At 68.8% G+C, this 15,444-nt stretch carries 17 protein-coding genes; 5 read left to right on the top strand and 12 right to left on the bottom strand.

Features of this window, described 5'->3' with window-relative positions; translation table 11 throughout:
• Positions 1-8 precede the first annotated feature (8 nt).
• The 8 genes from ABL308_07630 to ABL308_07595 form a co-directional block, all read right to left on the bottom strand.
• Complete coding sequence (locus ABL308_07630) at positions 9-998, bottom strand: type II secretion system F family protein (protein XBQ14834.1); 990 nt, start codon at positions 996-998, stop codon at positions 9-11.
• A 4-nt stretch (positions 999-1,002) separates the two neighbouring features.
• Positions 1,003-2,541 carry a CpaF family protein gene (locus ABL308_07625; protein XBQ14833.1) on the bottom strand — a complete coding sequence of 513 codons (1,539 nt, stop codon included), beginning with the start codon at positions 2,539-2,541 and terminating at the stop codon, positions 1,003-1,005.
• Between the two features lie 9 nt (positions 2,542-2,550).
• On the bottom strand, positions 2,551-4,221 hold the full coding sequence (locus ABL308_07620) for an AAA family ATPase (GenBank protein XBQ14832.1): 1,671 nt from the start codon (positions 4,219-4,221) through the stop codon (positions 2,551-2,553).
• Positions 4,222-4,231: 10 nt separating this feature from the next.
• Positions 4,232-4,882 (bottom strand): CpaD family pilus assembly protein, encoded by a 651-nt coding sequence (locus ABL308_07615; protein XBQ14831.1) that lies wholly within the window; start codon positions 4,880-4,882, stop codon positions 4,232-4,234.
• Positions 4,883-4,887: 5 nt separating this feature from the next.
• Positions 4,888-6,480 (bottom strand): type II and III secretion system protein family protein, encoded by a 1,593-nt coding sequence (locus ABL308_07610; protein ID XBQ14830.1) that lies wholly within the window; start codon positions 6,478-6,480, stop codon positions 4,888-4,890.
• Positions 6,477-7,283: a Flp pilus assembly protein CpaB gene (cpaB, locus tag ABL308_07605; protein XBQ14829.1), complete on the bottom strand. Its 807-nt coding sequence runs from the start codon at positions 7,281-7,283 to the stop codon at positions 6,477-6,479. Before cpaB ends, ABL308_07610 begins: the two co-directional genes overlap by 4 nt.
• A gap of 111 nt (positions 7,284-7,394) precedes the next feature.
• On the bottom strand, positions 7,395-7,910 hold the full coding sequence (locus ABL308_07600; protein ID XBQ14828.1) for a prepilin peptidase: 516 nt from the start codon (positions 7,908-7,910) through the stop codon (positions 7,395-7,397).
• 145 nt (positions 7,911-8,055) lie between these two features.
• Positions 8,056-8,232, bottom strand: a complete 177-nt coding sequence (locus ABL308_07595) for a Flp family type IVb pilin (GenBank protein XBQ14827.1) — start codon at positions 8,230-8,232, stop codon at positions 8,056-8,058.
• A 271-nt stretch (positions 8,233-8,503) separates the two neighbouring features.
• Here ABL308_07595 and ABL308_07590 point away from each other — a divergent pair, with 271 nt between their 5' ends.
• From ABL308_07590 to ABL308_07580, 3 genes are read left to right on the top strand one after another with little or no spacing between them, the layout of a single operon-like run.
• Entirely contained in the window at positions 8,504-8,920 is a 417-nt protein-coding gene (locus ABL308_07590; GenBank protein XBQ14826.1) for a pilus assembly protein N-terminal domain-containing protein, read from the top strand.
• A 2-nt stretch (positions 8,921-8,922) separates the two neighbouring features.
• Complete coding sequence (locus tag ABL308_07585) at positions 8,923-9,459, top strand: TadE/TadG family type IV pilus assembly protein (GenBank protein ID XBQ14825.1); 537 nt, start codon at positions 8,923-8,925, stop codon at positions 9,457-9,459.
• Between the two features lie 2 nt (positions 9,460-9,461).
• Positions 9,462-9,995 (top strand): TadE/TadG family type IV pilus assembly protein, encoded by a 534-nt coding sequence (locus tag ABL308_07580; protein XBQ14824.1) that lies wholly within the window; start codon positions 9,462-9,464, stop codon positions 9,993-9,995.
• Here ABL308_07580 and ABL308_07575 read toward each other — a convergent pair.
• From ABL308_07575 to ABL308_07565, 3 genes are read right to left on the bottom strand one after another with little or no spacing between them, the layout of a single operon-like run.
• Entirely contained in the window at positions 9,992-10,804 is an 813-nt protein-coding gene (locus ABL308_07575; protein ID XBQ14823.1) for an aminotransferase class IV, read from the bottom strand. The two genes, ABL308_07580 and ABL308_07575, sit on opposite strands and share 4 nt — an antisense overlap.
• Complete coding sequence (locus tag ABL308_07570; protein ID XBQ17725.1) at positions 10,801-12,126, bottom strand: anthranilate synthase component I family protein; 1,326 nt, start codon at positions 12,124-12,126, stop codon at positions 10,801-10,803. The genes ABL308_07575 and ABL308_07570 overlap by 4 nt, the downstream gene beginning before the upstream one ends.
• A gap of 5 nt (positions 12,127-12,131) precedes the next feature.
• On the bottom strand, positions 12,132-12,908 hold the full coding sequence (locus tag ABL308_07565) for a tyrosine-protein phosphatase (protein XBQ14822.1): 777 nt from the start codon (positions 12,906-12,908) through the stop codon (positions 12,132-12,134).
• A gap of 101 nt (positions 12,909-13,009) precedes the next feature.
• On the opposite strand from ABL308_07565, the gene ABL308_07560 reads away from it, so the two are divergent.
• Positions 13,010-13,426 (top strand): MAPEG family protein, encoded by a 417-nt coding sequence (locus ABL308_07560; GenBank protein XBQ14821.1) that lies wholly within the window; start codon positions 13,010-13,012, stop codon positions 13,424-13,426.
• A 4-nt stretch (positions 13,427-13,430) separates the two neighbouring features.
• Positions 13,431-13,778, top strand: a complete 348-nt coding sequence (locus tag ABL308_07555) for an ArsC/Spx/MgsR family protein (GenBank protein ID XBQ14820.1) — start codon at positions 13,431-13,433, stop codon at positions 13,776-13,778.
• On the opposite strand, the gene ABL308_07550 is transcribed toward ABL308_07555, so the two are convergent.
• A complete protein-coding gene (locus ABL308_07550) occupies positions 13,775-15,364 on the bottom strand; it encodes an alkaline phosphatase D family protein (protein XBQ14819.1) in 1,590 nt (529 codons plus the stop codon). The genes ABL308_07555 and ABL308_07550 overlap by 4 nt on opposite strands.
• Positions 15,365-15,444: the final 80 nt, after the last annotated feature.

The raw sequence follows: 15,444 nt of genomic DNA, 5'->3' as shown, positions 1-15,444 counted from the left end.
CTCCTCGCCTACATCTTGAAGTTAATCATGCCGCGCATGGTGAAGATGCCGATGGCCATCCACATCACGCCGCCCATGAGCATCATCTGGCCCAGCGGTTCGGTGAACATCGGCTGCATGTAGTCCGGCGAGATGATGGAGACCATGATCCCCACCCCCGGCGGCAGCGAGCCGATGATGATCGCCGAGGCTTTCGCCTCGCTCGACAGCGCGCCGACCTTCTCGCGCATCATCTTGCGCGCGCGCAGCACGGCGGACAGGTTCGACAGCGCCTCGGCGAGATTGCCCCCGGTCTTTCCCTGAATGGCCAGCACGATGGCGAAGAAGGAAAGTTCAGGCAGCGGCACCCGGCGCAGCATGCGCTTGAGGCCTTCGTCGGCGTCCACGCCCACCGAAATGCCTTCGACCAGCATCTCGAACTCGGCCTTCACCGGCTGTTCGCCTTCGCGCGCGATGATCTTCAGACACTCGTTGAGCGGCAGGCCGGACTTGATGCCGCGCACGACGACGTCCAGTGCGTCGGCGAAATTGGCCGTGAACTTCTTCAGCCGGCGCGCCTTCATCATGCCCAGAATCCAGCGCGGCAGGCCGAAACCGGCCACCACGCCGGCGGCGAGCACCAGAAGGATGTTCAGCCCCGTGATGAAGACCGCCCCGGTCGTGAGCACCCCCATGACCGCGGACAGGATCCAGAACTTCGCCGGGCTCCATTTCAGCCCCGCCTGTTCGAGGCGGGCGCGCAGGGTCAGCGACTTCTTGCGCTCGGCCTTCTGGCGGTCCTCGATCTCTTTCAGCGAGTCCGCGATCTGCTTGCGCTTGTCGGCGCGCGGATCGGCCTTGCGCTGGCGGTTCTGCTGCTTGTTCGGCGCACCGACGGCGGCCTGAAGCCGGCTCTTCCTGGTCTTCGGCTCGCCGCCCGTGGTGAAGGCGAAGCCCACCCCGGCCACGGCGATGAAGGCGCAGACCGCTGCAGCGATGAAGGCGAAATCGGGCGACACCGCTTTACGCCTCCGCCGCTTCGAGCGCGTCGGCGAGCTGGCCTTCCAGCCCGAAATAGCGCGCGCGGTCCCAGAAGGCGGGGCGCGCGATGCCGGTGGAGACGTGCTTGCCGGCCACGTTGCCCTCGGCGTCCTCGCCGCGCATCTCGTACAGGAACAGGTCCTGGGTGATGATGACGTCGCCCTCCATCCCGAGCACTTCGGTGATGTGGGTGATCTTGCGCGTGCCGTCGCGCAGGCGGGCGGCCTGGATGATCACGTCGATCGAGCCGGAGATCATCTCCCGGATCGTCTTGGTGGGCAGGTTGTAGCCGCCCATGGTGATCATGGATTCGATCCGCGAGAGCGCCTCGCGCGGCGAGTTGGCGTGCAGCGTGCCCATCGAGCCGTCATGGCCGGTGTTCATCGCCTGCAGGAGGTCGAAGGCTTCAGGGCCGCGCACCTCGCCGACGATGATCCGCTCGGGGCGCATCCGCAGACAGTTCTTCACCAGGTCGCGCATCGTGACCTGGCCCTGCCCTTCGAGGTTCGGCGGGCGGGTCTCGAGGCGCACCACGTGGGGCTGCTGCAGCTGCAGTTCGGCCGCGTCTTCGCAGGTGATGATCCGCTCGTCCGGGCTGATGAAGCCGGTCAGGCAGTTCAGAAGCGTCGTCTTGCCCGAACCCGTACCGCCGGAGATCAGCACGTTCGCCCGGCACGCGCCGATGATCTCGAGGATCCGCGCGCCTTCGGGCGAAATCGAGCCGAAATCGACGAGGTTTGAGAGCTTGAGCTTGTCTTTCTTGAATTTCCGGATGGTCAGCGTGGGGCCGTCCAGCGCCAGCGGCGGCGCGATGACGTTCACACGGCTGCCGTCGGCCAGACGCGCATCGCAGATCGGGCTGGATTCGTCGACCCGGCGGCCGACCTGACTGACGATCCGCTGACAGATGTTCATCAGCTGGCCGTTGTCGCGGAAGCGGATATTGGTCTTCTTGACCTTGCCGCCGACCTCGATGAACACGTCGCCCGCGCCGTTGACCATGATGTCGGCGATGTCGTCGCGCGCCAGCAGCGGCTCCAGCGGGCCGTAGCCCAGAACGTCGTTGCAGATGTCCTGCAGGAGCTGTTCCTGCTCGGCGATCGACATCGCGACGTTCTTGATCGAGATGATCTCGGTGACGATGTCGCGGATTTCGTCGCGCGCGGTCTCGTTGTCGAGGCGAGAGAGCTGGCTGAGATCGATGGTGTCGATCAGCGCGTTGAAGATCGTCGTCTTGATCGCATAGTACTCGGCCGAGCGCTCCGCGCCGACGGTCTCGGTCTCCGCCGGTTTCGGACGCGGCTTCGCCGCGGCGAGCTTGGGTGCGGGCTTGGCCGTTTGGGCGGGCTGCGCCTGCGGCGCGGGCCGGCGCGGCGCGGCCGCTTCAGCCACGCGCTCGGGCGTGTCGGGCCGCGCCTTGACCGCGACCTCGCCGGGCTCGGGCCGGGCCGCCTGAGGCTTGGGGCCGCCCTGGCCGAAGCCGCCGGGTCCCTGGGGGGTTGTGGGGCGCTTGCCGAACATGAGGCGGGCCTACCCCTTCCCGAACAGCTTGCCGATGAGCGATTTGGGCTTGGGCTGCGGCGCGGCGCGGCCGGTCAGCAGCGCCGCGAGATGGGAAAAGCCCTCCGCCGCCTTCGACTTGGGATCGATCTCCGCGATCATCTGGCCGTTATTGGCCGCCTTGCCGAACAGCGCCGGCTCGAAGGGCAGCACCAGCGCAGGCGCGGCGCCCAGAGCGTCGGCAAAATCCTTGAGCGGGATGTCAGGCTTTTTCGGGCAGCCGGCCATGTTTACGACCACTTTCGGCGGCTCGTCGTTCGGCCGCGACTGGCGCACCAGATCGAACAGGTTCTTCGCGTTCCTGAGGCAGGCCAGATCAGGCGTGACCGTCACCACCACCTGGTCGGCGGACAGGATCGTGCGCCGCACCCAGGGGCTCCAGGCGTGGGGCAGATCGAGCGCGACGAACGGCGCCTGGCGGCGCACCTTGTCGAGCACGGTCTCGAAATGCTCGGGCTGGAAGTCCCAGTCGCTTTCGAGCGTCGAGGGCGCGGAGAACAGACTCAGCCGCTCGGTGCAGCGCACCAGCAGGCGGTCGAGCAGCGCGTCGTCGAGACGATCGGGCTGGGCCAGCGCCTCGGCGATGGTCTGGGGCGGGTCCTGATTGAAGTCGAGCCCGGCGGTGCCGAAGCTGAGATCGAGATCGACCAGCACCGCGTCAGAGCGCAGCGACTCGGTCAGGTGCCAGCTGACGTTATGGGCGATCGTCGAGCTGCCCACCCCGCCCTTGGCGCCGACGAAGGCGAGCGACTTGCCCGCGAACGGCTGCTCGGGATCGAGAAACAGGTTCGAAATCGTCTTGATCAGGTGAAGCGGCGTCATCGGCGGGACGAGATACTCGCTCACCCCGCGCCGGATCAGCTCGCGATAAAGCGCGATGTCGTTGGCCGCGCCGACGATGATCACCCGCGTGTCCGGGTCGCAGACCGAGGCGAGCTCGTCGAGCTGACCGAACAGCTCGCGGCCGCGCATGCCGGTCTCGACGATCAGAAGCTCGGGCGTGCTTTCATCGTGAAAGCGCTCGATCGCAGCGGCCAGGCCGCCGAGTTCGACGGTGACATGGGCCTTCTGAAGCCGCCGGTCCGCGCCGGCGCGATGGATCAGCTGGCCGGTGTCGGGGGATTCGCAGAAGGCGTGGATCGCGATGCGCGGGACCGGCTGGACCGGCCCGCCGTCCTCCTCGTCGCCGACCACGCTCAGATCGGCGCCCGGAACCGTGGCGAGCGCGCCGCTTTCGGCTTCGGGGTCGAAGGCGAAGGGATCGGCGGGGGCCGGCTCGGGCGCAGGCTCGGCCCGCTTCGGCGCAGGTTCAGGGCGCTGAGGCGCTGCCTGGGCGCGCGGCGGCGGCGCATTGCGCGGCTCGGTCGCCAGATCGCCGAATTCGCCGTCGAAATCGGTTTCGAAATCGCCGAAATCGTCCGCCATGGGCGGAGCGTCCTTGTTGGCCTCGGCCAGACGCGCGCCGAACGGGCGGTGCGGTTCGGGCTCGGCGGGCTTGCGCGGATCGATGTCCTCCTCGCCGAGCATGCGGCGTTCGACCGCCTCGGCGTCGAGGAAGGGATCGGTGTCGCTCGGCTCGGCGTCCAGGAAGTCGTCCTGGGCGTCGAAATCGGTGTCGAGGGCGTCGGCGTATTTGCTCATCTCATCCCTCCTAGTTCTCGACCGCGTCGCTGACCGCGCCGCTCTCGCCGTCTCCGCGCGTGGACGCGGTCGGCTGGCCCTGGCGGTAGCGGTCGAGCACGGTCTGACGGCGGTCCGCGTCGGGCGCGTCCATGCCGCGCGGGCTCACCAGATCGCGCGGATCGGCGACCATGGCGGCGAGGTTGGACGCGGTGGCGCAGCCGAAGCTGTCCCATGCGTCGCGGCCCCTGAGATCGCCCCAGCCGGTTTCGCAGTCGGGTGCGACCGCCTGATAGCGGGTGAAGGAGAAGATCACCGGCGCGCTCGCCCGGCCCGAAGCGTCATACGCGCCGCCGGCGATCTGCCGCCAGTCGAGCCCGGCTTCGTAGAATTGGGTACGCGCCGCGGCGATCGCGTCGATCGCGGCTTCGGCGTTGCCCGCCCCGCGCGGATAGGAGATCACCAGAGGGCCGTGGCCGCGCGCCTTGTATTCGGAGGCGAGCGCGGAGACCAGATCGATCTGGCTCCAGGTCAGGCCGTTGTCACGGGGATCGACCGCCATTTCGACGCGGACGGTCTCGGGCACGGCGCTGGCCTGCGGCAGCGGCGCGGGCGCCTGGCTGGCGCAGCCAGCGAGCGCGAACCCGGCGAGGCCGGCGGCGATGAGAGAGGTGCGGATCATGGCGATCACTCCAGCACGAAGCCGACGGGGCCGAGCCAGCCGCGGCCGTCCACTTGCGCGCCCGGCGCGGCGTAGACCCGGTTGATTCGGCCCAGGAACAGGTTCGACACGGTCGAGGCGGCGACCAGACCCTCGCCGGGCTCGCTCAGCGCGTCGGGGTCGGTCGGGTCGACCAGATAGGGCGTGACCACGACCACGAGTTCGGTCTCGTTGTTGGCGAAGTCGCGCGAGCGGAACAGCGAGCCCAGAACCGGCAGGCGCTCCACACCGGGCACGCCGTCCAGCGCCTGGCGGGTTTCTTCCTTGATGAGCCCGGCGATCACCAGCGAGCCGCCCGAGGGCATCTCGACGGTGGTCTCCGCCCGGTTCACCGACAGCGCCGGGATCGAGATCGAGGGCTGTGAGCCGACGATGTTGCCGGCATCGTCGAAGATCGGGCTCGAACCCAGCGTTATGGCGCCTTCGTTGGACAGCTCGGAGACCTCGGTTGAGATCCTGAGCGAGATGCGGCCCTCGCTGAGCACGACCGGGGTGAAGCCCAGGCCCACGCCGAAGGGCTTGAACTCGATGGCGAGCGCGCCGTCGTCGTCGCGGCCGACCGGGACGGGAAACTCGCCGCCGGCCAGGAATTGCGCGGCCTCGCCGGAAATCGCGGTGATGTTCGGCTCGGCGAGCGTGCGGACGAGGCCCACGCGCTCGAGCGCGTTCAGGGTCGCGCCCAGAGAGCTCTGCACCACGCCGTCGACCAGATTGGTCGTGCCCAGCGTGCCAGACAGCCCGCCCAGCGCGGCGCCGGCGATGCCGAACGCGTTCTGGGTGGAGAAACCGGTGCGGTTCTGATAACGGCCGGGCTCGTAGACCTCGAAGATCGGCGCGCCGAATTCGTCGCTGAGCGGCTGGCCGAGATCGTTTGTGGCGCGGATCCGGGTGGTCGGATCGAAATCGCCGAAATTCTGCTGGCCGGACAGGTTGATGCCCAGCTGGCGCACGATGTTGCGCTCCATCTCCACGATGCGCACGCGAAGGGCGACCTGGTCGCGTCCCTCCACGGTGAGGAAGCTGATGACCTGGTCTTCGTTGTCCGCCCAGCGCCGGGCGATCTGCAGCGCCTGATCGGCGGCGGACGCCGAGGGGGCAGAGCCCGAGAGCACGATGTTGGCGTTCATGCTTTCAGCCGTGATCCGGCCGTTCGGCACGAAGCGGCTGAGCGCGTCGTTGAGCGCGTCCATGTCGCGCTCGACCCGAACGTCGAGATCGAGGATCAGCGAGCCGTCCGCCGCGAAGAAGAAGACGTTCGTCCGGCCCACCGTCTGGCCCAGAAGCAGGGCGCGGCGGGGCGTGCGGACGACCGCGTCGGCGATCGCGTCGCTGGCCACCATCACCTCGGCGGCGTCGATCGGCAGGTGCACGATCGCGGCCTGACCCAGCGGCAGGATGACGCTTTCAGAAACCGGCCCGTCGCCGGGTTCGCGGATCACGATCTGCATGGTGTTGTTGCGCTCGATCCGGTCGCCGGCGAGCTGGGCTGCGGCGGGCGCTGCCAGCGCGCAGACGCCGAGCGCGGCGGCGGCGAAGGCTTTGAAACCGGCGGCGATCATTGACGGCCTCCCAGGGCGACGACTTCCTCGCGCCCATATCGGAACACCCGCACCGAGCGCGCCGGCTCGCCGGCCTCATTGGTGTCGGTCAACTCTCCGGGCAGGCGTGGACCGCCCTGCCCGTCGGCGACCGAGCGCAGGGCGAGGCTGACATCGCCGGCGGCGACCGCCAGCGCGACCGCGCGGGCCTGGTCGGGCAGAAGCTCCAGCGTGGCGGTCGAGCCGACCACCGCGCCGTCTTCGGTCTCCGAATAGCTCTGGTCGATGGCCAGGACCCGCACGTTTTCGACCACCACGTCGGTGGTCAGCGCGCCGTCCCGATCGAGCGCGACCAGGATGTCGACCCGATCGTTGGGCAGGATGAAGCCGCCCGCGCCCGCCCGCGCCGAGGTCGGCACCGCGACCGCGCGCATGCCCGGCTGCAGGACGGCGGCCATGAAGCCGGCCTCGCCGGGATGGACGAGGCGCGCCTCGATGATCGGCTCGCCGGCCGTCAGCCCGTTGCGGCTCACCGCGCCTTCGATCCGGTCGGCCGCATCCGGGTCCGCTTCGCGGACGATATGGTTAGGCAGCACCGCTTCCTCCGGCCAGGGCGCCCAGCGCAGATCTGCGGCGGTCAGCCGCGCGCCGGGGACCACGTCCCGGGCTGCGGCGAGCACGCGGACCGGTTCGGGCGCGGCGGGGGCCTCGACCTGAGCCGGCGCGGCGGCGGGGGCGGGCTGCATCGCGCCGCGCACGAAGACCGCCGCGATGACGGCGGCCAGTCCCGCGACGACGAGAACGACGATCCTGATGATGTTCATGACGGCGACGCCCCTTTGGCCCGCAGCTTGCTTTGCGTGCCGAATCTGGCCGTCAAAACCTCAAAGCCGCGTTAACCGGAGCGGTTAAGCGTTTCTGAGAGGCGCTTATTTTCAGGGCATGTAGGCGGAAAAAACGACGCTGCCGGGCAGAAGCACCAGCGCAGAGCCCGCAATCGCGACCGCGTAGGGCGCCGGAGCCCCCGAGGCAAGCGGGGTTTTCCCGATCAGGTCCGCGCTGATCTTCAGCGCCGGCGTGAACCGCCGCAAGGTGAGCAGCGCCAGGGCCAGAACCCCGCCGAGAACAAGCGCGTAAAGCACGAAAGCAACCGCGTCCGGCCAGCCGAACCACAAGGCGCCCGCGGCGATCAGCTTAACATCGCCGCCGCCGAGCCAGCCAGGCGCCCAGACCGCGAGACCGATCGCCAGAGCCACGGCGAACACAGCCAGCGACTGACCGGCGCCGACCCAGCCGAGCCCGAGGAAGGGCGCGGCGACCAGCCACAGACCTATCATCGCCGCCGGGATCCAGTTGGGAATGGTATAGCTGGCCACGTCGCGCCAGGCCGCCCAGCCCATCAGGACCGCAAACGCGATAATGGCGGTGTTGGCGATGATCATTCCGGCCATGGGGCGCTCCGTCCGCTCGGGCGCCAAGTCTTCACCCTGGCGTGCTTAACGTCAGGTTTCCGCGGGGCAGAAACGAAAAGGGCCGCCTCCGGATCGGAAGCGGCCCTGGTTCGTGTCGCCAGACGAGCCTGGCGAGGCGTGCCGATTACTCTTCGGCCGGCGCGGTGCCGTCGGCGATCGTCTGGAACGCGGTGCCCAGATTGGTGCCGATCGTGGTGATCGCGCCGATGATGACCACGGCGATGAGCGCGGCGATCAGGCCGTACTCGATGGCGGTCGCGCCGGACTCGTCGGCGACGAATTTCGAAACAAGGTTTTTCATCCCATCCACTCCGTTTGCTTTTTCTCGGCCCAGGAGCCAAGTCCGTCCCGACCCGTCCTGAACATGGAGGAGTAAAACCCAAGACGATTGAGGTCGGGTAAAAATCCATGCTTTATTTTCTGTAAACACCAAAACCCATGCTTATGGTGAACAGCTGGTAAACATGTTTGGCGGCCACCTATACTATATAGACAAGCGCGGAACGATCTTCAGACTTCCTTCACCCGCGCGCGCGATACCGGTAGGCGACGCCGTTTGAGAGGACGTTTCCATGTCGCTGCGCATCGTGCTCACCGCCTTCGCTCTGGCCGCCCTGACTGCGGCTTCGGCCTTCGCCCAGACCGTGCGCGTACCGGCCGACCACGCCAGCCTGGTCCGCCTGCCCGCCGATGCGGCCGGCATCGTCGTGGGCAATCCCGACATCGCCGACGCCACGCTTTATGACGCCCGCACCTTGTTCGTGACCGGCAAGGTGCATGGCCGAACCAATCTGATCGCGCTGGACGAGGCGGGCCGGGTGATCTTCACCGCCGATCTCGCCGTCACCGCGAGCGAGCGCGGCTCGGTGGACGTGTTCAAGAACACCGCCCGGCTCACCTATACCTGCGATCCGGTCTGCCAGCTCGTGCCCGCCGCCGGCGGCGGGCAGGCGTCGGCGGCTCTGGCCGGCGGTCCGGGACAGAACTAGCCATGGCCGGGCTCCGAGCCCCCTCTCTCCGGCGGTTCCGCCGCGACCGCTCCGGCGCGGCGGCGGTCGAGTTCGCGCTCGTCGCGACGCCTTTCTTCATTCTGCTCTTCGGCATTCTCGAGATCGCTCTTGTTTTCTTCACCACTGCGGTCGTGGAGGACGCGGTCAGCGAGGCGGCGCGGGACATCCGCACCGGCGAGCTTCAGACCAGCGGCGGTCAGGAAGCCGATTTCCGCGCGGCGATCTGCGCGCGGATCAACACGGTCGCCGATTGCAGCAGGCTGGCGGTCGATGTCCGCCCGTTCAACGCTTTCGGCTCGATCGATATGACCACGCCGCGCGATGAAGACGGCGATCTCGACGAGAGCGGCTTCCAGTTCGATCCCGGCGCGGCCGGCGACGTGGTGCTGGTGCGTGTGTTCTACGACTACCAGCTGCTCGGGCCGGGCTTCGTGAACGGGCTCTCCAATCTCCCCGGCAATCGCCGGCTCGTCAGTGCGGCGACCGCCTTCCGCAACGAACCGTACGCGGAGCAGTGACCATGAAACGCGCCCTCACCCTGCTCGCTGAGTTCGGCCGCGCCCGCGAGGGCGTCTCGGCCGTCGAGTTCGCGCTGATCGCACCGGTCATGGTGGCGATGTATCTGGGCTCGGCGGAGCTGACCCAACTCCTGACGGCGGACCGCAAGGTGACCGGCGCGTCGAACGTCGTCGCCGACTTGGTCGCCCAGGACGATTTCGTCACAGACAACGATCTCGCCGACGTCTACGAGGCGGGCGAGGCGGTGCTTGCGCCCTATGACGGCGCTCAGCTGGCGCTGCGGATCACCTCGGTCCGCATGAATGCGGACGGGGAAATCTTCGTGGACTGGAGCGAGGGGCGCGGCCTCCAGCCGATCGACACCGACGACCTGCCCGATCTGCCCGAGGGCCTGCTCGCCCCGATGAACTCGATCGTCATGGTCGAGGCGCAATACGTCTATTCCAGCCCGCTGAAATATAATGGCGACGGCTGGACGCTGACCGACACGGCCTATATGCGGCCCCGGCGCAGCCCCTGGGTCCGGCGCGGCTAGAGCGCGCCGCGCTCGATCTCTGAAAGTTTCGCGATCATCGGATGATCCGCCGCCAGCGCGCGACCGTCCACCGAAGACACCGCCACCAGCCCGATCGCGGCGTTCGTGACGAACGCCGCCTCGGCGCCGGCGAGGCCGGGCTCGACGTCGCGTTCGCCGATCGCGATCCCCTCCCCTGCCGCCGCCTCGATCAGCGCGGCTCGCGCCGTGCCGGGCAGTGCGCCCGAGGCGACAGGCGGGGTGAACACGTCGCCGCCGGAGATCACGAACAGGCTCGCGCAGTCTGCGCAGACCGGACGGCCCCCGCCATCGACCATAAGCCCCATGTCCGCGCCTGAGGCCTTCGCGATGCGGCGGGCGTGAAGCGGCTCGGCGTACTGGGCGAGCTTGAAGCGTTCGCTGGCGGCACCAGCCCGCCGGGCGGGCGTCGTGACGAGGCTGACCGACACGGGCGGCGCAGGGCGTGGTCTCGCCGTCATCACCACGGTCGGCGATGCGCCGGACGGGGCGTCCAGCCCGCCGCCATGCGCCCCGCGGCTGAGCGTCAGCCGGATGATCGCCGTCTCCAGCCCTTCGGCGAGCTCGGCCGCGGCCGGTTCGATCGCGTCGAAATCGGGCGGGGCGATCTCGAGCCAGGCGAGCGCGGCGGCGAGGCGGGCGCGATGACGCGGCCAGCGGCGCAGCCTTCCTGTCTCGAACCGCATCGTCTCGAACGCGCCGTCGCCCATCAGAAAGCCGCGATCGTTGGCGGCGATCTTCGCCTCGCCTGCCGGCACGAACCGGCCGTCGATCCAGACCCGGGCGCTCATAGCGCCGCCATCGCCCGGCGCAGCGCGCCGGCTTTCGCATGGGTTTCGGCGAGTTCGGAGCCGGGATCGGAATCGATGGTGATCGCGCCGCCTGATCGCACCTCCACCTCCCAGTCCTTGCCGCTGCAGACCAGGGCGGCGGTGCGGATCATGACGTTGAAATCGGCCGCCCCGTCCGGCCCGATCCAGCCCAGCGCCCCGCAATAGGGCCCGCGGCTCTCGCCCTCGAGTTCGGCGATGATCTCCATCGCACGCGGCTTCGGCGCCCCGGTGATCGAGCCGGGCGGAAAGCTCGCCGCCAGAAGATCGAACACGTCTCGGCCCGGCGCGAGCTTTCCGGTCACCGTGGAGACGAGGTGATGGACGTTGGCGAAGCTTTCCACCGCGAAGAGATCGGGCGCGGCGATGGAACCGGCGGCGCAGACCCGGCCCAGATCGTTGCGCATCAGATCGACGATCATCAGATTCTCCGCCCGGTCCTTCACCGAAACCGCGAGCGCGGCGGCGGCGGCTTCGTCCTCGGCCGGATCAGCCTTGCGCGCGGCCGTGCCCTTGATCGGCCGGGTCTCCACCCGCCCGTCGACGTCCAGCCTGAAAAAGCGTTCCGGCGAGTTGGTGACCACGGCGCGGGCGTCGTCGAGCTGCAGCGCCGCTGCGAAGGCGGCGGGACTCGCCTCGGCGAGTTTCGCGGCGAGCGCAGCCGGCGCGTCCGGCCCGGTCAGGCGCCCCCTGAAGGGGTGAGAGAGATTGACCTGGAAGACGTCGCCGGCCCGCACATAGGCGACCGCGCGGCGGACCGCTTCGAGATAGCGCGCCTCGCTCCAGACCATGTCGAGCGGGCCGGCTCCGGCTTGCAGCGCGGGGCCGGGCGCTGAGATCGCATCGGCCAGCCGCGCCGCAGCGGCCGGCTCTCCGCGCGCCTCGGCCCGCCGGGTCTGATGATCGAAGCGAACGGCCGCGCCGTACCAGCCCATGGACAGGGCCGGCCAGTCAGAGAGGCCTGGAGGACAGGCGGGCACGCGCTCGAACGCCGCGCCGAGATCGTACGACAGAAGGCCCGCATAACCTCCGCTGAAGCCCTCAGGCCGGGGCCGGGCGGACGGACGGAAGCCCTCGCGCAGCGCGGCGAAGCCGGCTGCGGCGTCGGCCGAGGTCACGGTGAAATCGGGAAAGGCGGTGAGATAGCTGTACCGGCCGCGCCCCGCCCCGCCGCCCTGCATCAGAAGCGCGCCGGGCGCGCCGCGCAGCCGGGCATAGGCCTCGGCGGGCTCGATCCAGCCGGTCTCGATGCAGGCGTGCGCGCCGGAGGCCGGGCTCGTCACGGCGCTCAACCGGTGAGCATGCGCTCGCGCATGCGCTGAAGCGTGTCCTCGGACAGGCCGAGGTCCTCGCGCAGATAGCGGCGCGGATCGCCGATCGCGTTCAGGGTGGCGTGCAGGTAATCGGCGTCCACGCCCAGGAAGGCCCTCAACTCGGCGTCGCCGAATTCGCGGCCGTATTTCGCGTTCAGCCGGTCGCGCATCACCGTGGCGACCCGGTCGAAATCGACCACGCGGTTGGTCATCAGATAGTCGTCCATCACGATGTCGTGATCGACGCCAAGCTCCCACAGCACCAGCGCGCAGAACACGCCCGTGCGGTCCTTGCCGGCGGCGCAGTGGACGATGAACCCGTCCTCGTCGCCGTGCTCGGCGAGCGCCTCCACCCCGCGCTTGAAGACCTCCTGATTGCCCGTGTCATAGGGCAGGCGCTTGTAGGTCGCGGTCATGAATTCGCGGATGGAGTCGAAGGTCAGCTCGGCCTCGCGCAGGAAGCGCAGATGCGGCGCTTCGGCGGGCCCGCCGTGATCGCTGGCGATGACCGTCACGCCTCGCATGTCAGGCCAGTGCGACGGCTCGGCTTCGCGCTCGCTGGGCCGGCGGAGATCGGCGACGGTCTTCACCCCGAGCGACGCCAGCGTCTGGCGGTCTTCCTCGGTGGCGCGGGAGAACTGACCGGAGCGATAGAGCCGGTCGCGCACGCGCCGCCCGTCCGCCGTTTCATAGGCGCCGAAGCGGCGGAAGTTGTGAACCCCTGAGAGGGGCAGCGCGCGGTCGGTCGTCATGGCCCCGGACCTAGCCCCGGCGGGGCTTTTCGGCAAGCCCGGAACCGCTTGCCTGAAGGCCCGGACTCGGTCTGCGATGATGAAAAATTGGAGAGGTTCCGATGGTCTCGACCCTGACGCCGGTTCTGGCGCTCGTCTGCTGGACGCTGGTGATGTGGCTGTGGATGTACGCCACGCGCATCCCGGCGATGAACAAGGCCGGCATCGACCCGGCCAAGCTCAAGGAGAAGTCCGAGCTCGACGCCCTGCCCAAATCGGTGCGTCAGGTGGCGGAGAACTACAACCATCTGCACGAACAGCCGGTGATTTTCTACGCGCTGGCGATCTACACCCATCTCGCGGGCGCGGAGACCGCGCTGACCGCCGGGCTCGCCTGGGGCTATGTCGCCTTCCGCATCGCTCACTCGATCTTCCAGGCCACGGTGAATTTCGTGCCCGTCCGCTTTGTGCTTTTCACGCTGGCGACGCTGTGCCTGTTCGGGCTGGCGGCTCTGAACCTTCTCGCACTGACCGGATGAGACGATGAGCCCGATCACCCTTTACGGCCTTAAAACCTGCGACACCTGCCGCAAGGCGCTGAAAGCGCTCGATGCGGCGGGCAAGCCGGCCGAGTTCGTCGATGTGCGCGCCGAAGCCGATCTCGACGCGAAGCTGCCCGCCTGGCTCGGCGCTGTGGGCGCGGACACGCTGGTGAACACCCGCTCGACGACCTGGCGCGGGCTTTCCGACGCCGAGCGCGCGCGCAAGGACACCGATCCCGCCGGCCTGCTGAAGGATCACCCGGCGCTCATCAAACGCCCGGTGATCGAGACAGGCGGCGCGGTTCACGTGGGCTGGACGAAGGACGTGCAGGCCGCGCTGGAGCTCTAGGCCTGCACCGGCCGGCGCGCGCCGCGTTCGACGACGAAGCGCTTCTGGTCGGCCGGCGCATAGCCGTCGCGGCGCTTCACCTCGCCGACCGTGCGCAGGCTCACCTCGGCGCGCTCCTTCGTCAGATCGATCAGCCCGTAACCGCGCTCGCGCGCGTCGAAATGCTTGATGTGCGGGAAGTTCGGGACGTTCGCGGCGAACGCGTCGTGATTGGTGTGGTGGCTGGTGACCGCGGTGGTGACGAACTCCGACGCCACCGACGCGCTGGCCGGATCGGCGTAATCGGCCTTCACCTCGCTCACCCAGTAGCAATGGGTGTCCCCGCCCAGCACGATCGGATCGGCGGCCTCCCGGCTCGCGAACGTGTCCACGAGGCGCTGGCGCGCGGCGGGGTATCCGTCCCAGCCGTCCGACCAGGCGTTGGGGACGCCGGTCTCGGGATCGGCGCCGTGGAACTGGCTGAACAGGGTGGGCTGGACCAGGAAGCTCCACGCCGCGCCGGAGCGGGCGAAGGAGAAGCGCAGCCAGCGCTCCTGCGCCTCGCCCAGATAGGTGCGCGCAGGATCGAGCCGCTCTGCGCAGTCGCGCACGATCAGCTGACCGCCGCGATCTTCCTCGGTGGGACAGGCCATCGGCGTCTTGAACTGGCGGCCGTCGGTCATGTTGATCTCGGCGAGATCGCCGAACACGGTCTGCCCCCAGATCCGCATCCGGCCTGAAGCGCGCTCCATCATCGAGCGGCGTCTGAGCGGCATGTTCTCCCAATAGGCCTGGTAGGCGGCCATCCGGCGGGCGCGAAAGTCCTCGAGCGCGACGAACGGCTCCTCGGAGACGTCGCCGGCATAGTCGTTGTCCACCTCGTGATCGTCCCAGGTCACCAGCCAGGGCGCGATCGCGGCGGCCGCCTGAAGATCGGGATCGAGCCGGTAGAGCGCGTGGACCATGCGGTAGTCCTTGAGCGTATAGGGCTCGGGCACGACATGGCGGCGCACCTGCGGGCCCCAGCTCGATTCGTAGATGTAATCGCCGGTGTGGATGACCAGATCGACGTTCTCCGCCGCCATGTCGCGATAGGCGTGGAAGAAGCCCTGCTCGTAATGCGCGCAGCTCGCCCATGCGATCTTCATCGCGTCGAGCCCTGCGCCATAGGCCGGCGCGGTCTTCGCCCGGCCCACCGGGCTCGTCGCGCCGCCCGCATGGAAGCGGTAAAAATAGGTCCGCCCCGCCGGCAGGCCCCAGATCTCGGCGTGCACCGAATGGCCGTGAGCGGGCAGAGCGCGCTCGACGCCGGAACGCACGATCGATGAGAAGCCCTCGTCCTCGGCGATCTCCCAGGCGACGTCGACGGGCTCGGGCGCCATGCCGCCGTCGGGATCGAGCGGGTTGGGCGCGAGCCGGGTCCACAGAACGAAGCCGTCAGACGCCGGATCGCCTGATGCGACGCCCAGGCTGAACGGATCGTTGCGAAAGACCGGCGAGCGGCCTTCGAGCCCGGACACGCGGCAGCCCGAGGCCAGAGCGGCCGCAGCGCCGGCGGCGGCGGAGACCAGGATCAGACGGCGGGAGACGGGACGGATCAGGCGCATCTGTAAGACCCCTTCATGACGCGAGCCGGAGCAGAGATAGCGCCCGCGCTTGACGGATTCGCGACAGCCGCAGCGATCAC

The sequence above is a fragment of the Oceanicaulis sp. genome, from assembly GCA_040112665.1.
Taxonomy (GTDB): domain Bacteria; phylum Pseudomonadota; class Alphaproteobacteria; order Caulobacterales; family Maricaulaceae; genus Oceanicaulis.
Note: the sequence above shows the minus strand (reverse complement) of the source record. Positions and strands in the feature narration are given on the sequence as shown.